The 22,451-nt window shown below is 60.6% G+C and carries 23 protein-coding genes; 10 read left to right on the top strand and 13 right to left on the bottom strand.

Annotated elements, in window-relative coordinates; genetic code table 11:
• Nucleotides 1–27 precede the first annotated feature (27 nt).
• Nucleotides 28–1,365, top strand: coding sequence for an MFS transporter (locus tag D8U73_RS22570; protein ID WP_056855708.1), 1,338 nt, complete (start codon nt 28–30; stop codon nt 1,363–1,365).
• A 63-nt stretch (nt 1,366–1,428) separates the two neighbouring features.
• Here D8U73_RS22570 and D8U73_RS22565 read toward each other — a convergent pair whose 3' ends face one another.
• The 4 genes from D8U73_RS22565 to D8U73_RS22550 form a co-directional block, all read right to left on the bottom strand.
• Nucleotides 1,429–2,307 carry a DMT family transporter gene (locus D8U73_RS22565; protein ID WP_056855709.1) on the bottom strand — a complete coding sequence of 293 codons (879 nt, stop codon included), beginning with the start codon at nt 2,305–2,307 and terminating at the stop codon, nt 1,429–1,431.
• Between the two features lie 130 nt (nt 2,308–2,437).
• Complete coding sequence (locus D8U73_RS22560; protein ID WP_130905842.1) at nt 2,438–3,253, bottom strand: sugar phosphate isomerase/epimerase; 816 nt, start codon at nt 3,251–3,253, stop codon at nt 2,438–2,440.
• 2 nt (nt 3,254–3,255) lie between these two features.
• A complete protein-coding gene (locus D8U73_RS22555) occupies nt 3,256–4,311 on the bottom strand; it encodes a Gfo/Idh/MocA family oxidoreductase (protein WP_056855711.1) in 1,056 nt (351 codons plus the stop codon).
• Nucleotides 4,312–4,436: 125 nt separating this feature from the next.
• Complete coding sequence (locus D8U73_RS22550) at nt 4,437–5,213, bottom strand: IclR family transcriptional regulator (protein WP_056855712.1); 777 nt, start codon at nt 5,211–5,213, stop codon at nt 4,437–4,439.
• A gap of 173 nt (nt 5,214–5,386) precedes the next feature.
• Here D8U73_RS22550 and D8U73_RS22545 point away from each other — a divergent pair, with 173 nt between their 5' ends.
• From D8U73_RS22545 to D8U73_RS22530, 4 genes are all read left to right on the top strand, one after another.
• On the top strand, nt 5,387–7,135 hold the full coding sequence (locus tag D8U73_RS22545) for an FAD-dependent oxidoreductase (RefSeq protein WP_130905841.1): 1,749 nt from the start codon (nt 5,387–5,389) through the stop codon (nt 7,133–7,135).
• Nucleotides 7,119–7,952, top strand: a complete 834-nt coding sequence (locus D8U73_RS22540; RefSeq protein WP_130905840.1) for an aldo/keto reductase — start codon at nt 7,119–7,121, stop codon at nt 7,950–7,952. Before D8U73_RS22545 ends, D8U73_RS22540 begins: the two co-directional genes overlap by 17 nt.
• A 212-nt stretch (nt 7,953–8,164) precedes the next feature.
• On the top strand, nt 8,165–9,052 hold the full coding sequence (locus D8U73_RS22535; protein WP_130905839.1) for a neutral zinc metallopeptidase: 888 nt from the start codon (nt 8,165–8,167) through the stop codon (nt 9,050–9,052).
• Nucleotides 9,053–10,012, top strand: coding sequence for an alpha/beta hydrolase (locus D8U73_RS22530; RefSeq protein WP_130905838.1), 960 nt, complete (start codon nt 9,053–9,055; stop codon nt 10,010–10,012).
• A gap of 93 nt (nt 10,013–10,105) precedes the next feature.
• Here D8U73_RS22530 and D8U73_RS22525 read toward each other — a convergent pair whose 3' ends face one another.
• The 3 genes from D8U73_RS22525 to D8U73_RS22515 all read right to left on the bottom strand — a co-directional run bounded on the left by D8U73_RS22525 (nt 10,106) and on the right by D8U73_RS22515 (nt 12,241).
• Nucleotides 10,106–10,699, bottom strand: a complete 594-nt coding sequence (locus D8U73_RS22525) for an HAD family hydrolase (RefSeq protein ID WP_056855717.1) — start codon at nt 10,697–10,699, stop codon at nt 10,106–10,108.
• Nucleotides 10,696–11,565 carry an acyl-CoA thioesterase II gene (tesB, locus tag D8U73_RS22520; protein WP_056855718.1) on the bottom strand — a complete coding sequence of 290 codons (870 nt, stop codon included), beginning with the start codon at nt 11,563–11,565 and terminating at the stop codon, nt 10,696–10,698. The genes D8U73_RS22525 and tesB overlap by 4 nt, the downstream gene beginning before the upstream one ends.
• Nucleotides 11,566–11,671: 106 nt before the next feature.
• Nucleotides 11,672–12,241, bottom strand: coding sequence for a GNAT family N-acetyltransferase (locus D8U73_RS22515; RefSeq protein ID WP_130905837.1), 570 nt, complete (start codon nt 12,239–12,241; stop codon nt 11,672–11,674).
• A gap of 78 nt (nt 12,242–12,319) precedes the next feature.
• Here D8U73_RS22515 and D8U73_RS22510 point away from each other — a divergent pair, with 78 nt between their 5' ends.
• Both D8U73_RS22510 and D8U73_RS22500 read left to right on the top strand, forming a co-directional pair.
• On the top strand, nt 12,320–13,240 hold the full coding sequence (locus D8U73_RS22510) for a histone deacetylase (protein WP_056855720.1): 921 nt from the start codon (nt 12,320–12,322) through the stop codon (nt 13,238–13,240).
• Nucleotides 13,241–13,524: 284 nt separating this feature from the next.
• Complete coding sequence (locus D8U73_RS22500; RefSeq protein ID WP_130905836.1) at nt 13,525–14,766, top strand: TIGR03862 family flavoprotein; 1,242 nt, start codon at nt 13,525–13,527, stop codon at nt 14,764–14,766.
• A 130-nt stretch (nt 14,767–14,896) separates the two neighbouring features.
• Here the strand turns inward: D8U73_RS22500 and D8U73_RS22495 are convergent, their stop codons facing one another.
• The gene (locus D8U73_RS22495; protein WP_056855722.1) at nt 14,897–16,234 is read right to left on the bottom strand and encodes a DEAD/DEAH box helicase; all 1,338 of its coding nucleotides are present in this window, start codon (nt 16,232–16,234) and stop codon (nt 14,897–14,899) included.
• Nucleotides 16,235–16,312: 78 nt separating this feature from the next.
• Nucleotides 16,313–17,245, bottom strand: coding sequence for a drug/metabolite exporter YedA (yedA, locus tag D8U73_RS22490; RefSeq protein ID WP_056855723.1), 933 nt, complete (start codon nt 17,243–17,245; stop codon nt 16,313–16,315).
• A gap of 164 nt (nt 17,246–17,409) precedes the next feature.
• Here yedA and D8U73_RS22485 point away from each other — a divergent pair, with 164 nt between their 5' ends.
• A complete protein-coding gene (locus D8U73_RS22485; RefSeq protein ID WP_056855724.1) occupies nt 17,410–17,859 on the top strand; it encodes an Lrp/AsnC family transcriptional regulator in 450 nt (149 codons plus the stop codon).
• Nucleotides 17,860–17,906: 47 nt separating this feature from the next.
• Here D8U73_RS22485 and D8U73_RS22480 read toward each other — a convergent pair whose 3' ends face one another.
• The 3 genes from D8U73_RS22480 to D8U73_RS22470 form a co-directional block, all read right to left on the bottom strand.
• Complete coding sequence (locus D8U73_RS22480; protein WP_130905835.1) at nt 17,907–18,518, bottom strand: 3'-5' exonuclease; 612 nt, start codon at nt 18,516–18,518, stop codon at nt 17,907–17,909.
• Nucleotides 18,519–18,541: 23 nt separating this feature from the next.
• Nucleotides 18,542–19,021, bottom strand: coding sequence for an NYN domain-containing protein (locus D8U73_RS22475; RefSeq protein ID WP_008022614.1), 480 nt, complete (start codon nt 19,019–19,021; stop codon nt 18,542–18,544).
• Between the two features lie 131 nt (nt 19,022–19,152).
• Nucleotides 19,153–19,917: a DUF2076 domain-containing protein gene (locus D8U73_RS22470; RefSeq protein WP_130905834.1), complete on the bottom strand. Its 765-nt coding sequence runs from the start codon at nt 19,915–19,917 to the stop codon at nt 19,153–19,155.
• 178 nt (nt 19,918–20,095) lie between these two features.
• Here D8U73_RS22470 and D8U73_RS22465 point away from each other — a divergent pair, with 178 nt between their 5' ends.
• Both D8U73_RS22465 and D8U73_RS22460 read left to right on the top strand, forming a co-directional pair.
• Nucleotides 20,096–20,770 carry a YciC family protein gene (locus D8U73_RS22465; RefSeq protein ID WP_130905833.1) on the top strand — a complete coding sequence of 225 codons (675 nt, stop codon included), beginning with the start codon at nt 20,096–20,098 and terminating at the stop codon, nt 20,768–20,770.
• A 66-nt stretch (nt 20,771–20,836) separates the two neighbouring features.
• The gene (locus D8U73_RS22460) at nt 20,837–21,916 is read left to right on the top strand and encodes an endonuclease/exonuclease/phosphatase family protein (protein ID WP_130905832.1); all 1,080 of its coding nucleotides are present in this window, start codon (nt 20,837–20,839) and stop codon (nt 21,914–21,916) included.
• A gap of 87 nt (nt 21,917–22,003) precedes the next feature.
• Here D8U73_RS22460 and D8U73_RS22455 read toward each other — a convergent pair whose 3' ends face one another.
• Nucleotides 22,004–22,438: a RidA family protein gene (locus tag D8U73_RS22455; protein ID WP_056855728.1), complete on the bottom strand. Its 435-nt coding sequence runs from the start codon at nt 22,436–22,438 to the stop codon at nt 22,004–22,006.
• Between the last annotated feature and the right edge of the window lie 13 nt (nt 22,439–22,451).

Here is a 22,451-nt window from a genome sequence, read left to right as displayed (position 1 = left end):
TAACAAATTCAAAAACGGGTGGTACACATGATTCCTACTCAAAGCTCCCGCATGGCTCCGGCCATGAGCGCTGCCACTGGTGGCATCGGCGATAAAATCCGTGGTGCCATGGCGGTCGGCAAAACCCGCTGGGGCATGCTGGCGCTGGTATTTTTCGCCACCACCCTGAACTACATCGACCGCGCCGCCCTCGGCGTCATGCAGCCGATCCTTGCCAAGGAAATGAGCTGGACGGCGATGGACTACGCCAACATCAACTTCTGGTTCCAGGTCGGCTACGCCATCGGCTTCGTGCTGCAAGGCCGATTGATCGACCGGGTCGGCGTCAAGCGCGTGTTCTTCTGCGCCGTGCTGCTCTGGAGCCTGGCGACCGGTGCCCACGGCCTGGCCACTTCGGCGGTCGGCTTCATGGTCTGCCGTTTCATTCTCGGCCTCACTGAAGCCGCCAACTACCCGGCCTGCGTGAAAACCACGCGCCTGTGGTTCCCGGCCGGTGAACGTGCGGTGGCCACCGGTATTTTCAACGCCGGTACCAACGTCGGTGCGATGTTCACGCCGATGCTGCTGCCGCTGATCCTGCACGTCTGGGGCTGGCAAGCCGCGTTCCTGTGCATGGCCGCACTGGGCGGTATCTGGTTGCTGTTCTGGGGCCTGAAGTACTTCAACCCGGAAGATCACCCGAGCGTCAAACAGTCCGAACTGGACTACATCCAGAATGAAGTCGAACCGGAACAGACCCGCGTACCGTTCTCGCGAATCCTGCGCATGCGCGGCACCTGGGCCTTTGCCCTCGCCTACTCGATCACCGCGCCGGTGTTCTGGTTCTACCTGTACTGGCTGCCACCGTTCCTCAATCAGCAATACAACCTGGGCATCAACGTGACCCAGATGGGCATCCCGCTGATCATCATCTACCTCACTGCCGACTTCGGCAGCGTGGGCGGCGGCATCCTCTCCTCGTTCCTGATCGGCCGCGGTGTCAACCCGATCAAGGCGCGACTGATGTCGATGTTCCTGTTCGCCTGCTGCATCATCGGCGTGGTCATGGCGGCGGGTTCCAGCAACCTGTGGGTCGCAGTGTTCGCCATCTCTCTGGCCATCGGCGCGCACCAGGCCTGGACCGCCAACATCTGGAGCCTGGTGATGGACTACACGCCCAAGCACATGATGAGTACGGTGTTCGGTTTCGGCGGCATGTGTGCGGCCATTGGCGGGATGTTCATGACCCAGTTGGTCGGCCACATCCTGACGGTCACCAACAACAACTACACCGTGCTGTTCACCCTGATCCCGGCGATGTACTTCATTGCACTGACCTGGATGTACTTCATGGCACCGCGCAAGATTCCGACAGTAGAAGACTGATGTTCCCTCGGCGCAGGCCCGCTATCGGGCCTGCGCTTTTTTTTGCCTGCTGTTCAGGGGCTATCAGCGACGACTTTGCTGCCAGGCCGCTGCCAGGCCACTGCAGCAAATAATGGCGATGCCGATCACGGTGGTCAGGGTCGGCGTGTGGGAAAACAGCCACCAGCCCAGCAGACCGGCGAAGATGATCTGGCAGTAACTGAACGGCGCCAGCAATGCCGGCGCAGCAAGCCGGAAAGCCTGGGTCAGGAACAGGTGCGCTGTCATCCCGCAGGCACCCAGCGCCAGCATCATCGCGCCGTGCGCCAGGCTCGGCGTCTGCCAGAAGAACGGCACCAGCGCGCTCATCACCAAAGTGTTGCACAGGCCGGCGAAGAAGTTGCTGGTGGTCGGGCTGTCGATCTCGCTGAGCTTGCGCGTCAGCAATTGGTAGAAGCAGAAAAACAATGCCGAACAGAATGGCAACAACACTGCCGGGGTAAACAAATCACCGCCGGGATGAACGATGATCAATACACCGATGAAGCCGAAGATCACCGCCAGCCATTGCCCGCGAGTGACCCGCTCGCCCAACAACGGCACCGACAATGCGGTGACCAGCACCGGTGCCAGGAAGTTGACCGACGTCGCCTCGGCCAGCGGGATGTACATCAACCCGGTGGTGAAAAACAGGCTGGTGCCCAACAGGCACAGTGCGCGAATCAATTGCAGCAGCGGTCGCTTGGTACGCAGAACCCGCAGCCCCGATTGCGGCAGGAAAATCCCGGCCATCAGCAACGTGTGAACCACGTAGCGCGCCCATACCACCATCACAATCGGATAGAAACCGGAGAGGTACTTCGAGAATGCGTCGTGACTGGAAAACAGGAAGGTTGCGACAACGATCAGCAGGATCCCCTTGAAGGGCTGATTGACGCCGGAGAGCGGGGTGCTGACGGTCATGAAGGCCTCTTAGTGAAATGGGTATGTGGCGAGGGAGCTGGCTCCCGCTGGACTGCGCAGCAGTCCCAAAACAGCATCGGCGACCGCTCCGCGCTCGAACGGGAGCAAGCTCCCTCATCACAAAAGCAAGTCAAATCCGCGCCAGCAATTCCCGGGTTTTATCCAAAGCCATCTGCGCCCGATCCAGCCCACTCACGCCCTGCTCCAGCAACTGCACAGTGGGAATCTCCAGGCTCAGTGGAATGTTAGCCGGCAAACAGCGCAACAATCCCGGCAGATCACAATCGCCATCCCCCGGAAAACGTCGCTCGTTACGCGCCTGACGCAAAATCTCGGCCATGTCGGTCGGTCGCGGCCCGGCAACATCGCACAACTGTGCATACCGTAACCGTGAAGGCGCAACGCTGGCCAGATCTTCCAGTTGCGATGCCGAACGATCGAAGTGAAATGCATCCACCAGCACCGCACCGTTTTCACGCCCGGCATTCTCGACGATACGCACGGCTTGTTGCAGATTGCGCGCATCGGTCCAGGGCATGAATTCCAGATGCGGATGCAGGCCGTAGGGCTTTGCAAGATCACACAGCCGCGCGAAGTTTTCTGTCAGCCGTTGCTCGTCAGAATCGTTACCGGCGACCAGCAACTCACTGGCGCCGAATTCGGCACCGACCGCCAGAACTTTCTCGAAGTCGGCGACGACGGTGTCCGGTTTCAAACGCAGGATTTCAACATCCAGCACACGAACGCCGGTATCGCGCAGACGGGCCAAGGTCTGACGGCGTAAATCGCCATCGGCCACCAAGGCAAAATGATGTTCCTCCGGCGTCGCCGGCACCAGGCGCAAACCGACGTGGCTGTAACCGGCCCGCGCCGCGACTTCGACCATCTGCGGCGGTGAAAGCTCCAGCACCGTCAGACTGGCCAGGGAAAAGATTCGTTCGCTCATGGTCAGCCCTCGATCAACGACGGTGCGCAGGCACGACCGGTTTCGGCGGCCTCGCGAATGGCTTCGATCAGTGCCAGCGTGCGTGCGGCATCCGCGGCGCTCACCAGCGGCTCGACCTCTCGGCGCACAACCCGCACGAAGTGCTGCAACTGTAGACGCAGTGCTTCATCGGCAACGACATCTTCCTGAGCTTCGAGCAACGGTTGGTGCCAACCGCCATCGACTTCGTTGTAATGCCAACGCTTGAGTTGCGCAATGCTCAACGCGCCGCCGGTCCCGGCCAATAAATAACACGGCTGGTCGGCCTGACGTGGATACACCGGGTTCTCCCCCGAACCCAACTCCCAACTCCAGGGCGCGGCCACCGCATCGGAACCGGTCAGGCTACCCAACGCGCCGTTGTCGAATTGCAGCAGCACCGCCGCGCAATCCTCGTTGGCAAACCCGCGTATTGCGTTGCTGGTAATGGCCTGCACCTGGCGCACCTCGCCACACAAATGCCGAAGCAGATCGAGGTCGTGGATCAGATTGGTCAACAGCATTCCTGCACCCGCCTCGCGGCGCCAAGGTGTTTCGAAGTAACTGTCGGGCTTGCGCAATTGCCAGAGCGCCGTGACCGTGGTCAATCGGCCCAGCGCGCCGCTGTGGATAAGTTCATGGGCACGGACGATCAACGGATTGTGACGCCGGTGATGGCCGACCAGCACCGGAACGCCGCTCGCTTTCGAAGCGGCCACCAACGTCCGGGCTTCATCGAGGTGCACACCCACCGGTTTTTCCAGCAGCACCGGCACGTTCGCCGCCAGACAGTCGAGCGCAGTACTGACATGCAACGTGTTGGGGTTGGCGATGATGACCGCGTCTGGCTTCGCCTGCTCCAGCATCTGACGGTGATCGGCGAAATAACCGACTCCCCATTGCGCCGCGAGAGCGGCCGCTTGCGGCCCGGGATCAGCGACGGCGCACAGGATCGCTTCACTCAGGGAGTTCAAATGCTGGTAGTGCTGCTGGCCCATGTTGCCGGCGCCGATCAACGCGATTCGAAGGGGCGAATTCAAGATGCGGTCCTCTTGTGGTTCTTGTTGGAAAAATGAATTCCATTAATTTAGAACCGAGTTCCACAATCTTACACAGACCGGTACAGAAAGTGTTCGAACAGCGCACAGCTTCTCAATTGGCGGTTTTAGCTGAACAGTTCCGACGCCAGACTCGCCGCCGACAACTCTTCGGTAAACGCCAACAACAACGGCGCCAATTCATGCAACCGTGCGCCCGGCATCCGTGCACTGGGCCCGGCGATGCTGAGCACGCCGATCACCCGCCCGTCCCCCGGATGGCGAACCACCGCGGCAATCGCTGAAGTGCCTACGGCCGAACTTTCCTCGACACAGGCGTAGCCCTGCTCCCGCGCCAGACGCAAACGCTCAAGCAATTCGATGTTGGAACGCGGCGCATTCGGCCCCGGTTCCAGCGGCCGATCCGCCGCCTGGCGCTCCACCAGCGACAAGGCCTCGGCATCGCTCATACACGCCAGCCACGCATGCCCCGAGGCGGTATAAAACAAGGGTGCATCGCGACCCATGTCAGGGTCATAACGCAAGCCCGAGCGAGCCCCCTGGGACTTGGCGATCCAGGTCTGGCGCTCGCCCTCGATCACCCCCAGTCGCACCAGTTCACCGGTTTCCTGTGCCAACCGGTCCAGCACCGGCTGCACAATGTCGGCGCCGCTGCTCGACAGGTATCGGAACCCCATGGCCACCAGTTTGGTCGACAAGTGATAACGCAAGTTTTCCGGATTCTGCCGCACGTAACCCAGCCGAATCAGCTCGGCGAGCAAGCGGTGAGTCGCGCTTTTGGGAATGTCCAATTGCTCCGCCAAGGTCTGCATTGGCAGACCGCGAGGGTCGCTGGTGAGGCTTTCGAGCACACTGAAAACACGTTCGATCTGACTGCCGGCCATGGGAGTTTCCACGCAAAATTTGCTCGATTCTAGAAGACAACCCGCGGAACGGGAAATCTGGAACTGTATGTCCGATAACCGCCCCCTTTACGCAGCCTTCACTTGCTCGCCTTAGGAAGACTCTTATATTTTCTGGAATCAAATTCCAAAATATCAACACCGGAGTGCTTACCATGCCTGCCGATTCGCACATTTTTCCCGACATCGACTGCGATGTGCTGATCGTCGGCTCAGGTGCGGCGGGCCTGTCCGCAGCCGTCACTGCGGCCTGGCACGGGCTGAAGGTGATCGTGGTAGAGAAGGACCCGGTATTCGGCGGCGCCACGGCCTGGTCAGGAGGCTGGGCCTGGGTGCCATGCAATCCATTGGCGCGGCGTGCCGGCATCGTCGAAGACATTGAGCAACCGCGCACCTATCTGCAACATGAGTTGGGCGACCAGTACGATCCGGCAATGATTGACGCGTTCCTTCAAGCCGCTCCGCAAATGGTCGCGTTCTTTGAACAGCACACCTCGTTGCAGTTTGCCGACGGCAATGCCATTGCCGACATCCACGGCGACACACCTGGTGCCGGGACCGGGGGGCGCTCGGTTATCGCAGCGCCGTTTGATGCCAGAAATGTCGGCAAACTGCTCAAGCGTTTACGTAAAACAATGCGCGAAACGTCTTTCATGGGCATGCCGATCATGGCCGGCGCGGACCTCACGGCGTTCCTCAACCTGACCCGCTCGCTGTCAGCGGCGTGGCACGTCACCCGACGCTTCACCCGGCATTTGTTCGATCTCGCCGTGCATGGTCGTGCCATGCAACTGGTCAACGGCGTGGCCTTGGTGGCGCGTCTGGCAAAGTCTGCCGAAGACCTCGGTGTACTGCTCTGGGAATCGGCGCCGGTCACCCAATTGTTGTGTGAGAACAATCAGGTGCACGGGGCGATCGTCAGCACAGGCAAAGGCTTGATGCGCATCCGGGCGCGCAAGGGCGTGGTGCTGGCGGCCGGCGGCTTCGCCAATGACATCGAACGGCGCAAAGCGCTGTTTCCGCGCACGCCGACCGGCCATGAACATTTGGCCTTGCCACCGCTCGGTGTGTCCGGTGACGGCCTGCGACTGGGCGAAAGTGTCGGCGCACAAATCAATGCCGACATGGCCTCTCCCGTGGCCTGGGCACCGGTATCGCAAGTGCCGCACGGCGACGGCAGCCTTGGTCATTTCCCGCACATCATCGAGCGCGGCAAGCCCGGAATCATCGGCGTACTGAGCAACGGCCAGCGTTTCGTCAATGAAGCCAACGGTTACTACGACTATGTGAAGGCCATGGTCGCCGCCGCGCCGCAAGGCGAAGAAGTCGCCTCCTGGCTGATTTGCAATCATCGTTTTCAGCGGCGTTATGGCTTGGGGATTTCACGGCCATTTCCTGTGCCGCTGACATCCTTCATCCGCAGTGGCTATCTGAAAACCGGTAACACCCTGGAGGAATTGGCGTCGGCCTGCGGCATTGATCCGAGCGGCTTGTGCGCCACGGTGTCGGACTACAACCGTCACGCACGCAATGGCGAAGATCCGCAATTCGGCCGTGGCTCGACGCCTTACAACCGCAAACAAGGTGATGCGTCGCAACACCCCAACCCCTGTGTCGCGCCTATCGAACAGGGGCCGTTTTATGCCGTGAAGGTCCAGCCCGGAAGCTTTGGCACTTTCGCAGGACTCAAGGTCAACCCGCATGCGCAGGTTCTGGACCACGCCGGTCAGGCCATTGAAGGGCTCTACGCGGCGGGCGGCGACATGGCGAGCATCATGGGTGGCCATTACCCCGCCGGCGGCATCAACATCGGCCCGGCGCTGACCTTCGGTTACATCGCCGCACGCCACATCGCAGGCGTCACTGCTTTTGAAAAGGAGATCGATCATGCAGCACATCGTTAACAGACAAGGTCTGAACATGCCGAAACTGGGCCTCGGCACCTGGCCAATGCTTGCAGATGAGTGCACCCGCGCCGTGGAGCAGGCCCTGGCGCTCGGATACCGGCATATCGACACGGCAGCCGGCTACAACAACGAGGACGCTGTCGGGCAGGCAGTGGCGAACAGTCCGACACCTCGCCACCAGATCCACATCACCACCAAGGTCTGGTGGGACCAACTGCAACCCGATGCGATGCGTCATTCCATGGACCGCAGCCTCAAGGCCCTGCGTTCCGATTACGTCGACTTGTTCATGATCCACTGGCCCAGTACCGATTGGGATTTGCCACGCACCATTGAAACCCTGGTGGCGCTCAAGGAACAGGGGCTGGCACGCAACATCGGCGTGGCGAATTTTCCTCTACCGCTGTTGCGCAAAGTCATCGAAGAACTGGGCGCGCCGCTGTCAGCCATTCAGGTCGAATACCACGTGTTGCTCGGACAAAACGCACTGCTCGACTACGCTCGCCAACACGACATGGCGTTGACGGCCTACACACCGCTGGCACGGAACAAGGTGTCGGATATCCCTGCCATCCAGCAGATCGCCGCCAAACACGGAGCACTGCCAACCCAGGTCGCGCTCAAATGGTTGCTGGACCAATCGAACGTCGCGGCCATTCCCAAGGCCAGCAGCGAGGCCAATCAGCTGGCGAACCTGGCGGCATTCACGATCAATCTGGATGATCAGGACCGTGCCTTGATCGCCAGCCTGTCCAAACGCCAGCGACAGGTCAGCCCGGACTTTGCGCCCGTGTGGGACGCGTTCGACGAATAACTTGCGGGACCGGCGATCACCCTCTGGATAAAAACCCATCGCAGAACGGAATTCGATGGGTTATCCGCGTTCAATACAAGCCTGAACAGTTCTCGGCAGCCGTTACGGATTGCCGGGAACACCGACGTGCGCAGGAAAAGCCGGACGACCGGACTGGCGCGGCTCTCACTTGGCAGCAACACTCATCGCACGGATTACCAGAGGATTCCCACATGCTATGGAAAAAAGGCCGACGCAGCGACAACGTGGTCGATGCCCGTAGTGAGGGTGCCGGCGGTGGCGGGATGCGCTTTGGTGGCGGCAAGGGCCTAAGCCTGACCGCGATCGTATTGATTGTCGGAATCGGCTGGATCACCGGCCAGGACCCGATGCAGATTCTCGGACAACTGGCCGGCCAGATGGGCGACACATCGGCGCCCGCCACCACCCAGACCCGCAAAGCCCCACCGACCACGGATGAAGGCGCCGAATTCGTGCGCTCGATCCTTGGCGACACCGAAGACACCTGGCAGCAGATTTTCCAGCAGGGCGGGCGGCAATATAAGGACCCGACCCTGGTGCTGTTCAGCAACCGGGTGAACTCGGCCTGCGGGATGGCGACATCGGCGACCGGTCCGTTCTATTGCCCTGCAGACCAGAAGGTCTATCTGGACATGGCGTTCTTCCAGGAGATGTCACAGCGCTTTTCCGCAGCTGGCGATTTCGCCCAAGCCTACGTGATCGCTCACGAAGTCGGACACCACGTGCAGACCTTGCTCGGCGTTTCCGCGAAAATTCAGACAGCCCGCCAGCAGGGTCGGCAAATGGAAGGCGACGGCGGTTTGCTGGTACGCCAGGAACTCCAGGCTGACTGCCTGGCCGGTGTCTGGGCCAACCATGCGCAGCAACGGTTGAACTGGCTGGAACCGGGCGATATCGAAGAAGCATTGAACGCTGCCAATGCCATTGGCGACGATCGTTTGCAGCAACAGGGTCAGGGCCGTGTCGTGCCGGACTCATTTACCCATGGTACGTCAGCGCAACGGGTGCGCTGGTTCAAAACCGGATTCGCTCAGGGCCAGGTGGGCCAGTGCGATACCTTTGCGGCGAAAAATCTGTAAATGAAGAAGTGGTTGTTGGTATTACTGTTCACATGTGCAACGTCCCAGGCTCAAGAGCAAGGGGTCAAAGAGCTCAGTCCCGGGCGCCTGCTGTTGAAGTCAGGTGAAATGGCGGTGGGCATCAGCCGGGCACCGGCAAAAATAGAGCGCGTATTGATCATCGTCCATGGCCGGTTGCGCAATGCGCAAACCTACCTGCAGAGCGGCCTGCGCGCTGCCGAACTGGCCGGACAAAGCGAAACCACCCTGGTGATCGCCCCGCAGTTCCTTGACGAAACCGATGTCGCAAAGCACCCAGTGGCTGACACCGTCCTGCGCTGGCAAGGCAATGAATGGATGGCCGGCGGTGAATCCACGGCACCGTTTCGAATGAGTTCCTTTGAGGCGCTGGACGAAATCATCGCCCGGCTGAGTGATCGTCGGCAGTTCGCGGATGTGAAGGAAATCGTGATCGCCGGTCACTCCGGCGGCGCACAGGTGGTGCAGCACTATGCTTTGCTGGGCCGCGATCAGTCGGCACTGGAAGGCGCCGGGGTAAAGCTGCGTTACGTGGTCGCCAACCCATCTTCCTATGCCTATTTCGATGAACGCCGGCCGGTAGCGTTCAACCATGCCAAGTGCCCGGACTTCAATCGCTGGAAGTATGGCCTGTCAGATCTACCTGCCTACGCCGACGGACAAACCGCTGCGCAATTGCAGGACAAGTACCTCAAGCGTGAAGTCGTTTATTTACTGGGGCAGCAGGACATCGACCCGAACCATCCGGCGCTGGATAAAAGCTGCGAAGCCAAGGCCCAGGGCCCGAATCGCCTGGCCCGAGGGCGTTTTTACTTTAATTATCTGAAGCGGTTGAAGCCGCGAGGGCTGGATCAACAGCTGATTGAAGTCCCCGTGGTCGGGCATAACGGGGACGGGATGTTTACGTCGCCTGAGGGGCAGAAGGCGTTATTCGGGCGATGAGTCTTGTTGTCTGATTTGACGCCATCGCGAGCAGGCTCACTCCTACAATGAAATGCGATCAACTGTAGGGCGAGCCTGCTCACGATGAGGCGTTCAAGCCGAAAGCATCTGCCGCAACTCGACACAATCCACCGCATGCCAGTCGGTCAATTCCGGCCACGGATTATCCGGCAGATTCACCAATACCGTACGCGCCCCCGCTGCCCGTCCGCAGTCCAGATCAAAACGGTAGTCACCGACCATCACCATCTGGCTGGTCGACACACTCCAGGCCTCGGCCAGCTTGAGCAAACCACCGGGATGCGGCTTTGGTGGGGCCTCATCGCGACCGAGCACATCCTCGACTGCAAAGCAGTCGGCCAGGCCGATCGCCTCGAGCGTAACGTGCGCCAACTCACGGGCATTGCGCGTCAGAATCCCCAGGCGATAACCACGTCCGGCCAACTCACGCACCAGTTCTACCGCGCCCGGCGCCGGTTTCGAACCCAGCGCCAGATCCCGTTCATGTTCCAGCAACCAGGCGTGTTTGGCCGCTGCTTCCTCGGCGGGCAGCGCGGCCAGGTGGGTCAGGATGTCGTCTTGCGCGGGGATCGCCAATGCCACGCGAATCGCCGCGAAATCATGCACGGCCACCGTCAGGGTGCCGTCCATGTCGAACACCCAATGACGTACGTCGGTCAGGCTCATGCCCAATCCTTGCGATGGCGGATCAAACCTTCCTGCGTGACCGAGGCCACCAGTTGTCCGGCGCGGTTGAATACGCTGCCACGGGAAAACCCGCGGGAATTGCCGGCCCACGGACTGTCCATCGCGTAAAGCAACCAGTCATCGGCGCGCAGGTTGGCGTGGAACCACAACGCATGGTCGAGGCTGGCGACCTGCATGTCCTTGTGCCAGACCGATTTGCCGTGAGGCTGCATCGACGTCACGAGCAGGCCGAAATCCGAAGCGTAGGCCAGCAAGTATTTATGCAGTGCCGGGGAATCGATCAAGGCACCGTCGGCGCGAAACCAGACGTATTTGATCGGGTCGGATGGCAATGGGTTGTAGGGATCTTTCTCGGTCACCGGGCGGAATTCGATCGGCTTCGGGCACAGCAGCTTTTCGCGCATTTTCTCGGGGATCAGGTGCGCGCGTTGCTGGGTCAACTCCAGCTCCGACGGCAGATTCTCCGGGCCGACCACTTGTGGCATTTCACTCTGGTGCTGAAAGCCTTCTTCGTCGTACTGGAACGAAGCGCTGCACGTGAAGATCGGGTGGCCCTTCTGGATGGCCGTCACACGCCGCGTGCTGAAACTGCCGCCGTCACGCACCCGGTCAACCTGGTAAACCACTGGCAAACCCGCGTCGCCCGGACGCAGGAAATAACCGTGCATCGAATGCACATGACGCGCCTCTTCCACAGTCTGACTGGCCGCCGACAGCGACTGCCCGAGCACCTGGCCACCGAACAACTGACGAAACCCGAGGTCCTGGCTGCGGCCACGGAACAGGTTTTCCTCGATCGGTTCCAGCGTCAGCAGGTCGACCAGATCTTCCAACACTTGGCTCATTCAGACTCTCCTCACACAACGCAATACCGCGCAGTCTTGGCTGCAGCGGTCGATTCAGTTTCTGGCCCGGGCCAACATGGGGTCCATTGTAAACGTCCGTGTCAGGTTATCCATGCAAGGTTTGCAGCCATTGTTCACGGCTGATGCGGTACAACACGTGATGACGCAGGGGATGATCGACGGCAAGCTTGGGGTGATCGAAGTCATCGGCCGGATCGTGATGCATACCAATCGCCTGCATGACTTTCTGCGACGGCAGATTACTGTCAGCGGTAAAGGACACGACTTCGCTCAGCAGCAAGCGGTCAAACCCGCAGCGCAGAGCGGTCCACGCCGCTTCGCTGGCGTAGCCAAGGCCCCAGTGCTCGCGAGCCAGGCGCCAACCGATTTCGATGGCCGGGGTAAACGGTGCCTCGAAGCCGACCACGCCCAGCCCGGTGAAACCGATGAATTGCCCGGTATCCTTGCGCTCCAGTGCCCACAGGCCAAAACCGTGCTCGGCGAAATGGCCACGGACTCGCCCGATCAATTCAGCACTTTCCAGTCGGCTCAAGGGCGCTGGAAAATAACGCATGACCTGAGGATCAGCGCACATCGCGGCAAATTCCGGCAAATCGTCATCACGCCATTGGCGCATCAGCAATCGCGCGCTTGCCAGTTCAAGTATCGGCTCCATCGTGCCCTCCCCCCCATTTCCATGCCGCCAGTCTACAACGCTGGTAGGATCCGTCTCTCATTCCCGATTGAAATCATCATGCCGTTGCCGTTGATCTACCACGAAGACTACAGCCCCGAGTTTCCGGCGGATCACCGCTTCCCGATGGACAAGTTTCGCCTGTTGCGCGATCACCTGGTGGACAGCGGCCTGACCCGCGACGCCGATCTGCTGCGCCCACAACTGTGCCCGCCAGAGATTCTCGCCCTCGCCCATGACCCTTCGTATATCGAACGCTACATGAGTGGCGAGTTGTCCCGTGAAGATCAACGGCGTCTTGGCCTGCCCTGGAGCGAAGCGCTGGCGCGACGCACGGTGCGGGCGGTCGGCGGTTCGCTGCTGGCGGCCGAGCAAGCGCTGGAACATGGGCTGGCCTGCCACCTCGCCGGCGGCACTCACCACGCGCATTACGATTACCCGGCGGGTTTCTGCATCTTCAACGACCTGGCGGTGATCAGCCACTACCTGCTGGAGAGCGGGCGTGTGAATCGGGTGCTGATTTTCGATTGCGACGTGCATCAGGGCGATGGGACTGCTCGGATTCTGCACAACACTCCAGAGGCGATCACCGTTTCCCTGCACTGCGAGAAGAATTTTCCTGCACGCAAGGCTGAAAGCGATTGGGACATTCCGCTGCCCAATGGCATGGGCGATGCCGATTACCTGAAGGTGGTGGACGATGCACTCAACTACCTGTTGCCGCTGTATCAACCCGACCTGGTGCTGTACGACGCCGGGGTCGATGTGCACAAGGATGACGCCCTCGGTTATCTGAAACTGACGGATGAAGGCGTCGCCGCCCGCGATGAAAGTGTGATGCGCCATTGCCTGGGCCGGGATATTCCGGTGGTCGGCGTGATCGGCGGCGGCTACAGCAAGGACCGGCACGCCCTGGCCCGACGTCACGGTATCCTCCATCACAGTGCGCAACGCGTCTGGCAGTCATCAGGTTGTCACTGACCTGTGGATGCTTTACCCACAATGCCTGTGGAACCGCCTGTGGATAACCTGAGTGAAAGGGACTACAGGCCATGCTGGGCATGGGCTACAGACCACTGATCACTTTTTGACCACCTCTTTTGAGGAACGCCACAATCCCTGTAGGAGCGAGCCTGCTCGCGATAAGGCCGGCACTTTCAACATCTTCGTCAACTGACAGATCGCCATCGCGAGCAGGCTCGCTCCTACAGGGGGCGGGGCTGCTAGAATGCCCGCCTTCATTCCGTCAGACCGCAGCGCTCTCCATGACTCGATCCTCGACCTCTTCCTCTTACCAAGTCGCCATCATCGGCGGCGGCCCTGCCGGGCTGATGGCAGCCGAAGTGTTGAGCCAGGCCGGGGTCAAGGTCGACCTGTACGACGGCATGCCCTCGGTAGGCAGGAAATTTCTGCTGGCCGGTATCGGTGGCATGAACATCACTCACTCCGAAGCCTACCCGGCGTTCCTCTCGCGCTATGCCGAACGCGCACCGCACATGGCGCCGTTGCTGCGTGGCTTTGGCGCCGATCAGCTATGCCAGTGGATTCATGAACTGGGCATCGACACCTTCGTCGGCAGCTCCGGCCGGGTATTTCCCACCGACATGAAAGCCGCGCCGCTGTTGCGCGCCTGGCTCAAACGCCTGCGCGACAGTGGTGTAGTTATCCACACCCGTCACCGCTGGCTCGGCTGGAATGCCGACGGCAGCCTGAACGTTTCCAGCCCCGATGGCGATAAAAGCCTGACACCCGATGCGACCCTGCTCGCCCTCGGCGGCGGCAGTTGGTCGCGCCTCGGTTCGGATGGCGCGTGGATGCTGGCGCTGGAGCAGCACGGTGTCGGACTGGCGCCCTTACAACCGAGCAATTGCGGCTTCGAGGTGCAGGCCTGGAGCGCGTTGATGGTCAGCAAATTCGCCGGCACCCCGCTGAAAAACATCGCTATCGGCCTCAACGACGACGTGCCACGGCTCGGCGAATGTGTGATTACCGCCACCGGCATCGAGGGCAGCTTGATCTACGCCCTGTCGGCGCCGATTCGCGAGGCGATCAACCTGCACGGTTCGGCAACCATCCACATCGATCTGTTGCCCGGCCGGCCTGTGGATAAAGTTCAGGCAGCGCTGAGCAAATCCCGTGGCTCGCGGTCGATGGCCAAGCATCTGCACAGTCAGTTGGGCATCGACGGGGTGAAAGCAGCGCTATTGCGAGAACTGACCACCGCCGAAACCTTCGCCAATCCAGCCCTGCTGGCCAAAGCCATCAAGGCATTGCCGCTGACACTGGTGAAAACGCGGCCATTGGACGAAGCCATCAGCAGTGCCGGTGGTGTGTTGTTCGAAGCGATGGATGAGCGCTTGATGCTCAAGCAAATGCCTGGGGTGTTTTGCGCCGGAGAGATGCTGGACTGGGAAGCGCCGACGGGCGGCTATCTGCTCACTGCGTGTTTCGCCAGTGGGCGGGCGGCGGGGATCGGGATGGTGGAGTGGTTGCGGCGCAAGGGTTAAGCATCTTCTTGATCGTTCCCACGCTCTGCGTGGGAATGCAGCCTGGGACGCTCTGCGTCCCTTTTCAAGCCGAACGCGGAGCGTCCGTAGAGGCATTCCCACGCAGAGCGTGGGAACGATCATTACAGGGTCAAGGCTTACGCTTGCGCGGCCCGGTATTGAACACCGGGACTTTTCGCACAGGCTTGATCGAAGGTTCCGCTGGAGCAACTTCCCCGCTGTCCACCCACTTGCCAAGATTGCGCTTGCCGCCACCACCCGAAGCCTTTGGCTTCTTCGGTTTCTTCGGCTTTTTGATCACCTGGCCACTGGCATCGGTGTCCGGCACGCGGTGCTCGGGTTCGAAGTCAGGTTCGTTCTGACGCTTCAAGGTCTGACGGGTCAACATCTCGATGGCCGACAGCAGATTGACCTCATCGGCACACACCAGGGAAATCGCCTCGCCGGTCGAGCCCGCGCGGCCGGTACGGCCGATGCGGTGGATGTAGTCCTCAGCGACAATCGGCAAGTCGAAGTTGACCACCAACGGCAAGTCTTCGATGTCCAGGCCACGGGCTGCGACGTCTGTCGCGACCAGGATCTGCACTTCACTCGCCTTGAAACGATCCAGTGCACGCTGACGGGTCGCCTGGGGTTTGTCACCGTGGATGCCGTCGGCGTTGATGCCCAGACCCTGAAGTTTTTCCACCAGCGCGTCCACGCCGTTGCGGGTCTTGGCGAACACCAGCACTTGCTTCCACTTGCCCTTGCGCATCAGGTGCACGAACAGTTCCGGCTTGCGCTTTTTGTCCACCGTCACGATCCACTGCTTAACAGTGTTGGCTGCGACGTTGCGCGGGCTGACTTCGATGCTCAGCGGGTCGTTGAGCATCTGCCCGGCCAGCAGGCGGATGTCATCGGAGAAGGTCGCGGAGAACAACAGCGTCTGACGTTTCTTCGGCAGCGCGCGGTAAATGTTCGCCAGCTCTTCGGAAAAGCCTAGATCGAGCATGCGGTCGGCTTCGTCCAGTACCAGGGTTTGCAGCTGGTTGAACTTCAGCGCGTTCTGGCGAAACAGGTCGAGCAAGCGGCCCGGGGTCGCCACCAGCAGGTCGACGCCGCTGCGCAGCTTCATCATTTGTGGGTTGATGCTGACGCCGCCGTATACCGCGTAGGTGCGCAACGGCAGGTTTTCGGCGTACTGGCGCACGGCTTCGTGCACCTGCTCGGCCAGCTCGCGGGTCGGCACCAGGATCAGCGCGCGGACCGAATTGGCAGTGACTTTCGGCCCTTCCATCGCCAGCAGTTGCAACAGCGGCAGCGCGAAACCGGCGGTCTTGCCGGTGCCGGTCTGGGCAGCGGCCATCAGGTCGCGACCGGCCAGCACCGCCGGAATGGCTTGCGCCTGAACCGGCGTCGGAGTCTGGTAGCCGAGCGTCTCAAGGGAGCGCAGCAAGGGTTCGATCAGGCCAAGGGTGGCGAAAGTCATGGGAATACCGTAGGAAAATTCAGCGCGGGTTGTTCAAAGCAAGTGTGCAAAACATGATTCAATGCCGCGCAGTTTACCCTAATTCACACGGGATTCTGTCGGTACTGCCGTCACCACCACCGGCCGCTCTGGCGTACGGCGCCACTGCGGCAGGCCAATCAGCACCACGGCGCTGATGATCACCGCCATTGCCAGCGCTTCCTCGATACCGATGGTCTCGCCGACGAAGACAATCCCCAGCAACACTGCCACTGCCGGGTTGACGTAGGCATAACTGGTGGCCGCCGCCGGACGCACATGCTTCAACAGGTACATGTAGGCGTTGAAGGCGATGATCGAACCGAACACGGTCAAGTAGGCCAACGCAGCCCAACCTTCAATCGGCGGCAGCTTTTCCAGGTGTTCCCCGCTGACGGCGCTGGCGATCAGCAACACGACACCGCCCACCAGCATTTCCACGGCGCTGGCCATTGCGCCTTGAGGCAGCGGCAAGTGTTTGCTCCACACCGAACCGAAGGCCCAGGTGGCCGCTGCAAAAATCAGCAGCGCCGCACCCAAGGGGCTCGACTGCAGGTTGGACCCCAGGTTGAGCATGGCGATGCCAATTATCCCGAGCACAATCCCGGCCCATTCGAGACGGGTATTACGTGCGCCCCAGAAATACCCGCAGAGCAAGGTAAATAGCGGCACCGTCGCCACCGCCAGCGCCGCGACGCCGGAAGCAACGCCGGTGTGTTCCGCCACAGTGACCGCACCGTTGCCACAGGCCAGCAGCAAAATCCCGATGATCCCGGCAGCTTTCCATTGCGCCCAGGTCGGTGCCGGTGCGCCGCGCCAGCGTAAATAGGCGTACATCAAGGTCCCGGCAATAACGAAGCGAATCCCGGCCAGCAGCAACGGCGGCCAGTACTCCACGCCAATGCGGATCACCAGATAGGTCGACCCCCAAATCACGTACAACGCGAAAAAGGCTGCGATCAGCGGTAAAGGGAAACGACGTAGGCCAGGCATGGGACGACTCACAGGCAAGACAAGTGAACGGCTATTCTAGAAAGGCCGACGACGAAAAATAAGTTACAAAACTTGTTTAAAGCGCCGGTACACTTTTCAAAGCACGGAGTTGAGCGCTATAAACCGTGTTTTCGAAAGTCGACCTTTTTTCAGGAGTCGCCCCGATGGATAAGTACGACCGCATGCTGCTCAGCGCCCTGCTGGAAAACGGCCGTGCGTCCTACGCGGACCTGGCGCGCAAGGTCAACCTGTCCCCCCCGGCCGTGGCCGAGCGCGTGGCCAAACTCGAGGCCAGCGGCGTGATCACTGGTTATCAGGCGAAAGTCGACATGGCCAAGCTTGGCTTGCCGATCCAGTGCGTGATCGAACTGCGCCTGAACCAGCACGGCAATCAAAAGGCCTACGACGACCTGATCAAAATCCCGCAATTGACCGAGTGCCACCGCGTAACCGGTGACCCGTGCGTGATCATGCAAGCGGCGGTGGGCTCGATGCCGGAGCTGGAAGAGCTGATCAACCGGATCGCCACGTTCGGGTTCAGCAAGACCTCGATTGTGCTGTCGAGCGCCATCGAAAAGCGCGTGCCGTTGGGGCAGTTGGAAGGGAAACCCTGATCAGATCGTTCCCACGCTCTGCGTGGGAACGATCAGTGGCGTTGAATTTAGAACCCGCGATGGCGTTTGAGATGCTCGTTGACCTTCGCCGCCGGGACTTTCTGCAACTTGCACAGCAAATCATGGGACAACTCCCGCAGCCCGTGCTTGTGCCGCAACTCTTCAGCCAGATGCGCAGTCAGGTTGGCGGCCATCTCGGCATCAGCCATCGCCCGGTGAGCCTTGCCGGTGTGCGGCAGGTTCGCGAACGTGGTGAGGGTGCCGAGTTTGTGGTTCGGCGCGGCGGGCATCAGTCGGCGGGCCAGCAGCAGCGAACAGGCGAAGTTCTGCAACCGCGTACGTTTGATTCGCCCCAGTTCGAAGTCCCAGAACTTCTGGTCGAACGCGGCGTTGTGCGCCAGCAACGGTGTGATGCCGACGAATTCATTGACCTCGTTCATCACCTGCTCCGCCGATGGCGCAGCGCGCAGCATGGTGTTGCTGATGCCGGTGAGCTGTTCGATGAAGGCCGGGACACGCACGCCGGCATTCATCAGGCTTTGGTAACGCTCGACGATGCGCCCCTGTTCAAGGATCACCACGGCAATTTCCGTGGCCCGGCAACTGCTGCTCGGGGAGATCCCGGTGGTTTCAAAGTCGATGACTGCAATACGTTCCAAACCTGTTTCAACTCCGTAAAAAATCAATTCTTGAGCAGCAGGGCGCCTTCGATCGGCACGTAGCGGCTGGCAGCGCGGATCAGCGAGTTGGCGGTCAAGCCCGGCACGCCATAAGCCACCGCTTGCACCCCGTGCTTGCTGATGATGCGTTCGAGCAACATATCGAAATCGCCGTCACCGGAGGCCAGCACGATTTCGTCGACGTGGTCGGCGGCGTCCATGATGTCGAGGGTGATGCCCACGTCCCAGTCACCTTTGGCCGAGCCGTCGCTGCGCTGGATGTAAGGCTTGAGCTTCACGGTGAAACCGAGGTTGCGCAGGATCTGCTGGAACTGCTGCTGTTTGCTGTCGCCACGGTCGATGGCGTAGGCATAGGCTTCGACAATCTCGCCCTGTTTGCTGACATCAGCCCACAGCGCGGCGTAGTTGAAGTGACAACCATAGGCCTGACGCACGGTGTAGTAGAGGTTCTGGACATCGGCGAACACAGCGATCTTTTTCACCGCACATCCCCTTGGGCGCAGACAGGATCAGGCACCAGGCCCGAAAAGTTGCCCAGTATGCCAGCCAAAAGGAAGGTTCCGCGAATAATCGGCTATGTGGCGAGGGAGCTTGCTCCCTCGCCACAGATTTATCAGACGAAGGAGTCGTCGTCGCCGCCGAACAAAGATGAACTGTCATCGCTGTAGTCAGCGTCGCTGAAACCGCCCTGGTCGTTGTCGTAGGAATCGTTGCCGGCCATGCGCTGGTCGTCGCCCCAGCCGTTGTTGCCCTGGTCGTTGACCTGGGCCGGTTCTTCCTTGATCACTTCGACGATTTCCTGCGGTTGCTGGTTATGCTGGAAAAGGCTGCTGATGCCTTGCGCCAGCATTACACCACCGGCGACACCGGCCGCGGTTTTCAGCGCGCCACCGAGAAAACTGCCGCCGGCCGATGCGGGCGCTTGTTGCTGCGGTGCATAGCCCTGTTGTGGAAAGCCTTGCTGTGGCGGTTGCGAGTTGAACGAAGGACGCGCCGGCTCGCGCCAGCCGCCCCCACTCGACACCGGCGGATGTTGCGCGGGCACAGGCTGAGGATCACGGTGTCCGCCACCAAAGATGCTCGACAGAAATCCAACGCTGCTCGGCGCCGGTGCAGTCGTCTGCGCCTTGGCCTGTTGCAGCTCGGCCTGCAATGTCTGGACTTGCGCACTCAGCTGTTTGTTCTGCTCGTCGAGGCTTTTGATGGCCGCCTCTTGCACCAAAATCGCCTGGGTCATGAAATAACCTGCCGCCGGTTGGCGCGTCAGGTGTTCCTTGATCCGCGCCTCGGCCTGGGCGTCGCGCGGGGCTGAGTCCGTTTCGGCCTGTTGCAGCCGGGAAAACAGTCCATCGATCAGGGTTTGTTCTTCGCTGTTCATGGCGACCTCGTAGATTGCCGGGGAAATCGTTGCCCTTCTCCACTGAAGATAAGGCACTCGACCTTAATGGAGGCTGAAACAAGATGTTTCAATGCCCTTTACCGAACGTTTACGTTTGCGTCCCCAAGGGCTTGATCGGTTAAAGTGGGCCACTGCTTTCAACCTGCGATACCGACTGATGAATCCGTTAGATGTACTGCGAGACTCCCTGTATTTCTTCAAGCGCAATCTGGGCCAGATTGTGCAGCTGTGCCTGCCGCTGGTGATTATCGAGGCGCTGTTGCAACAAGTCGTCGACCGCTCCACCGAGCCGGACAGCTTCCCCGGCATCAGCGTGATCGTCGGCCTGCTGGTTTACCCGCTGTACACCGCCGCGCTCATTCTGTTCCTCGATGCCCGCAGCCGTGGCGAATCGCCAAGCAACCGCGAACTGCTGTCGAGATCTGCTTATCTGTGGCCGCGTTTCGCCCTGCTGACGGCACTCAACACGCTGCTGATTCTGCTGGGTCTGTCACTGTATTTCCTGCCGGGCATCTGGTTGATGGTCACCCTGGCGTTCGGCGAGTACCTGCTGGTGCTGCGCGGCCTGGCACCACTGCAAGCGATGAAGGAAAGCCTGCGCCTGACCCGTGGTCATTTCCTGCGCATCCTGGTGTGCATCTTGTGCGTGATGGGGCCATTGTGGATGCTCAAGGGCGCGACGCTGGCGGCGTATCCAGAGCCGCAAAACCCGGTGATCTCGCTGCTGATCGACAGTGCCCACAGCTTCCTGCAACTGTTCACCAGCGTGGTGCTGTTCCGTCTGTTCATGCTGATCGGCGAAGAGCCGAAAAAAATCGACGGGCCACTCTGACCTTGGGCGACCGCCCGTCACTCGGGTATGCTCGGGGTCAACTTCCGTAACGCTATAAGCCGAGCCATGACCCGACTGCTGCGCTACACCTTGCTGGGATTGTTGATCGTCATCGGCCTGACCGGTGTGATGGTCTATAGCCTGACCTGGCGCCCCGAAGCCCGCGAAGTGCTGCCAGTCAGCTGCAGCACCGGGGCACCGACTCTGGTTCCCGGCCAGGCGCTGAAGGTGATGACCTGGAACGTTCAGTACCTGGCGGGCAAGCGGTACGTGTTCTGGAATGACCTGGCCGACGGCACCGATGAGAATCCCACGCCGCAAGACATGGCCTTCAGCCTCGATGAAGTGGCGCGGGTGATTCGTGACGAGCAACCGGACGTGGTGCTGTTGCAGGAACTCGATGACGGGGCCAAGGCCAGCGACTACCAGCACCAGCTCAAACTGCTGCAGGAACGGCTCGCCGACCTGTACCCGTGCAGTACCAGCGCATTCGACTGGAAGGCTGAGTTTGTTCCTGATCCACACATCTTCGGCAGCGTTGGCCGGCAACTGGCAACCTTGAGCCGCTACCAGATCGACCATGCCCAGCGCCTGCAATTGCCGGTCGCGTCGGCCAACCTGATCAGTCGCCAGTTCCAGCCAAAAAACGCCTTGCTGGTGGCTTATCTGCCTTTGAGCGACGGCAGTCAATTGGCGCTGCTCAATACTCATCTGGAACGCGCCACGCAACCCGACGAAACGCTGCTGGCGCAGGTATCGGCCGTGGCCAAAGCCCTCGATAAACTCGAAAGCCGCGGGACGCCATGGCTGATCGGCGGCGACTTCAATCTGTTGCCGTTGGGGCAATACCAGCGCCTGCCCGCCGAACAACGCTCGCCCTACTCCGCCGACAGCGCCCTGCACGTGTTGTGGGACAAATACCCGATGATCCCCAACAACAACGAAGCCAGCGGCATCGATCGTGCGCGCTGGCTGACCCATTACCCGAACGATCCGAGCCTGAGCGGCCCGGATCGCACCGTCGACTACCTGTTCTACAGCCCGCGCATCAAACGCGTCGAGGCAACGGTGAGGCAAGACGATACGTTGCGCATTTCCGATCATTTGCCGGTGATTGCGCGGTTCCTGCTGCCGGCGACACCATGATCCTGTGAGCAAAGCTTGCTCGCGATGACGCCGGCACATTCAAGAGAGAGGTGACCGACACACCGCCTTCGCGAGCAAGCTCGGCGCCTACAGGGTTTGCGTTGCCTGCCAGTCGTCCGGGATGACCGCGATCACATCGATTTCCATCAGCCACTGCGGTTGACCAAGCCCGGAAATCACCAACCCGGTCGAGATCGGGAACACGCCTTTCAACCACTTGCCCACCACTTGATAAACCGGTTCGCGGTAACGCGGGTCGATGATGTACGTGGTGGTCTTGACGATGTGCGACAGATCACTCCCCGCCTCTTCCAGCAGCTGCTTGACGTTTTTCATCGCCTGTTCGGCCTGGGCTGCCGGGTCGCCAAGGCCTACCAGGTTGCCCTCGAAATCAGTGCCGATCTGGCCGCGGACATACACCGTGTTGCCCGCGCGCACAGCCTGGCAAAGATCATTGTCCAGTGACTGGTTGGGATAGGTGTCTTTGGTATTGAACATGCGAATTCGCGTGTGAGTAGGCATCAACTGACTCCCC

The sequence above is a fragment of the Pseudomonas sp. Sample_22 genome, from assembly GCF_004307635.1.
In the GTDB taxonomy this organism is placed as follows: Bacteria; Pseudomonadota; Gammaproteobacteria; order Pseudomonadales; family Pseudomonadaceae; genus Aquipseudomonas.
This window is presented reverse-complemented; position numbering and strand designations above follow the sequence as displayed.

Excerpts from the sequence above, each read along its gene's own strand:
- D8U73_RS22570 (WP_056855708.1), top strand. The coding sequence starts at position 28 with ATGATTCCTACTCAAAGCTCCCGCATGGCTCCGGCCATGAGCGCTGCC.
- D8U73_RS22565 (WP_056855709.1), bottom strand. The coding sequence starts at position 2,307 with ATGACCGTCAGCACCCCGCTCTCCGGCGTCAATCAGCCCTTCAAGGGG.
- D8U73_RS22560 (WP_130905842.1), bottom strand. The coding sequence starts at position 3,253 with ATGAGCGAACGAATCTTTTCCCTGGCCAGTCTGACGGTGCTGGAGCTT.
- D8U73_RS22550 (WP_056855712.1), bottom strand. The coding sequence starts at position 5,213 with ATGGCCGGCAGTCAGATCGAACGTGTTTTCAGTGTGCTCGAAAGCCTC.
- D8U73_RS22545 (WP_130905841.1), top strand. The coding sequence starts at position 5,387 with ATGCCTGCCGATTCGCACATTTTTCCCGACATCGACTGCGATGTGCTG.
- D8U73_RS22540 (WP_130905840.1), top strand. The coding sequence starts at position 7,119 with ATGCAGCACATCGTTAACAGACAAGGTCTGAACATGCCGAAACTGGGC.
- D8U73_RS22535 (WP_130905839.1), top strand. The coding sequence starts at position 8,165 with ATGCTATGGAAAAAAGGCCGACGCAGCGACAACGTGGTCGATGCCCGT.
- D8U73_RS22530 (WP_130905838.1), top strand. The coding sequence starts at position 9,053 with ATGAAGAAGTGGTTGTTGGTATTACTGTTCACATGTGCAACGTCCCAG.
- D8U73_RS22525 (WP_056855717.1), bottom strand. The coding sequence starts at position 10,699 with ATGAGCCTGACCGACGTACGTCATTGGGTGTTCGACATGGACGGCACC.
- tesB (WP_056855718.1), bottom strand. The coding sequence starts at position 11,565 with ATGAGCCAAGTGTTGGAAGATCTGGTCGACCTGCTGACGCTGGAACCG.
- D8U73_RS22515 (WP_130905837.1), bottom strand. The coding sequence starts at position 12,241 with ATGGAGCCGATACTTGAACTGGCAAGCGCGCGATTGCTGATGCGCCAA.
- D8U73_RS22510 (WP_056855720.1), top strand. The coding sequence starts at position 12,320 with ATGCCGTTGCCGTTGATCTACCACGAAGACTACAGCCCCGAGTTTCCG.
- D8U73_RS22500 (WP_130905836.1), top strand. The coding sequence starts at position 13,525 with ATGACTCGATCCTCGACCTCTTCCTCTTACCAAGTCGCCATCATCGGC.
- D8U73_RS22495 (WP_056855722.1), bottom strand. The coding sequence starts at position 16,234 with ATGACTTTCGCCACCCTTGGCCTGATCGAACCCTTGCTGCGCTCCCTT.
- yedA (WP_056855723.1), bottom strand. The coding sequence starts at position 17,245 with ATGCCTGGCCTACGTCGTTTCCCTTTACCGCTGATCGCAGCCTTTTTC.
- D8U73_RS22485 (WP_056855724.1), top strand. The coding sequence starts at position 17,410 with ATGGATAAGTACGACCGCATGCTGCTCAGCGCCCTGCTGGAAAACGGC.
- D8U73_RS22470 (WP_130905834.1), bottom strand. The coding sequence starts at position 19,917 with ATGAACAGCGAAGAACAAACCCTGATCGATGGACTGTTTTCCCGGCTG.
- D8U73_RS22465 (WP_130905833.1), top strand. The coding sequence starts at position 20,096 with ATGAATCCGTTAGATGTACTGCGAGACTCCCTGTATTTCTTCAAGCGC.
- D8U73_RS22460 (WP_130905832.1), top strand. The coding sequence starts at position 20,837 with ATGACCCGACTGCTGCGCTACACCTTGCTGGGATTGTTGATCGTCATC.
- D8U73_RS22455 (WP_056855728.1), bottom strand. The coding sequence starts at position 22,438 with ATGCCTACTCACACGCGAATTCGCATGTTCAATACCAAAGACACCTAT.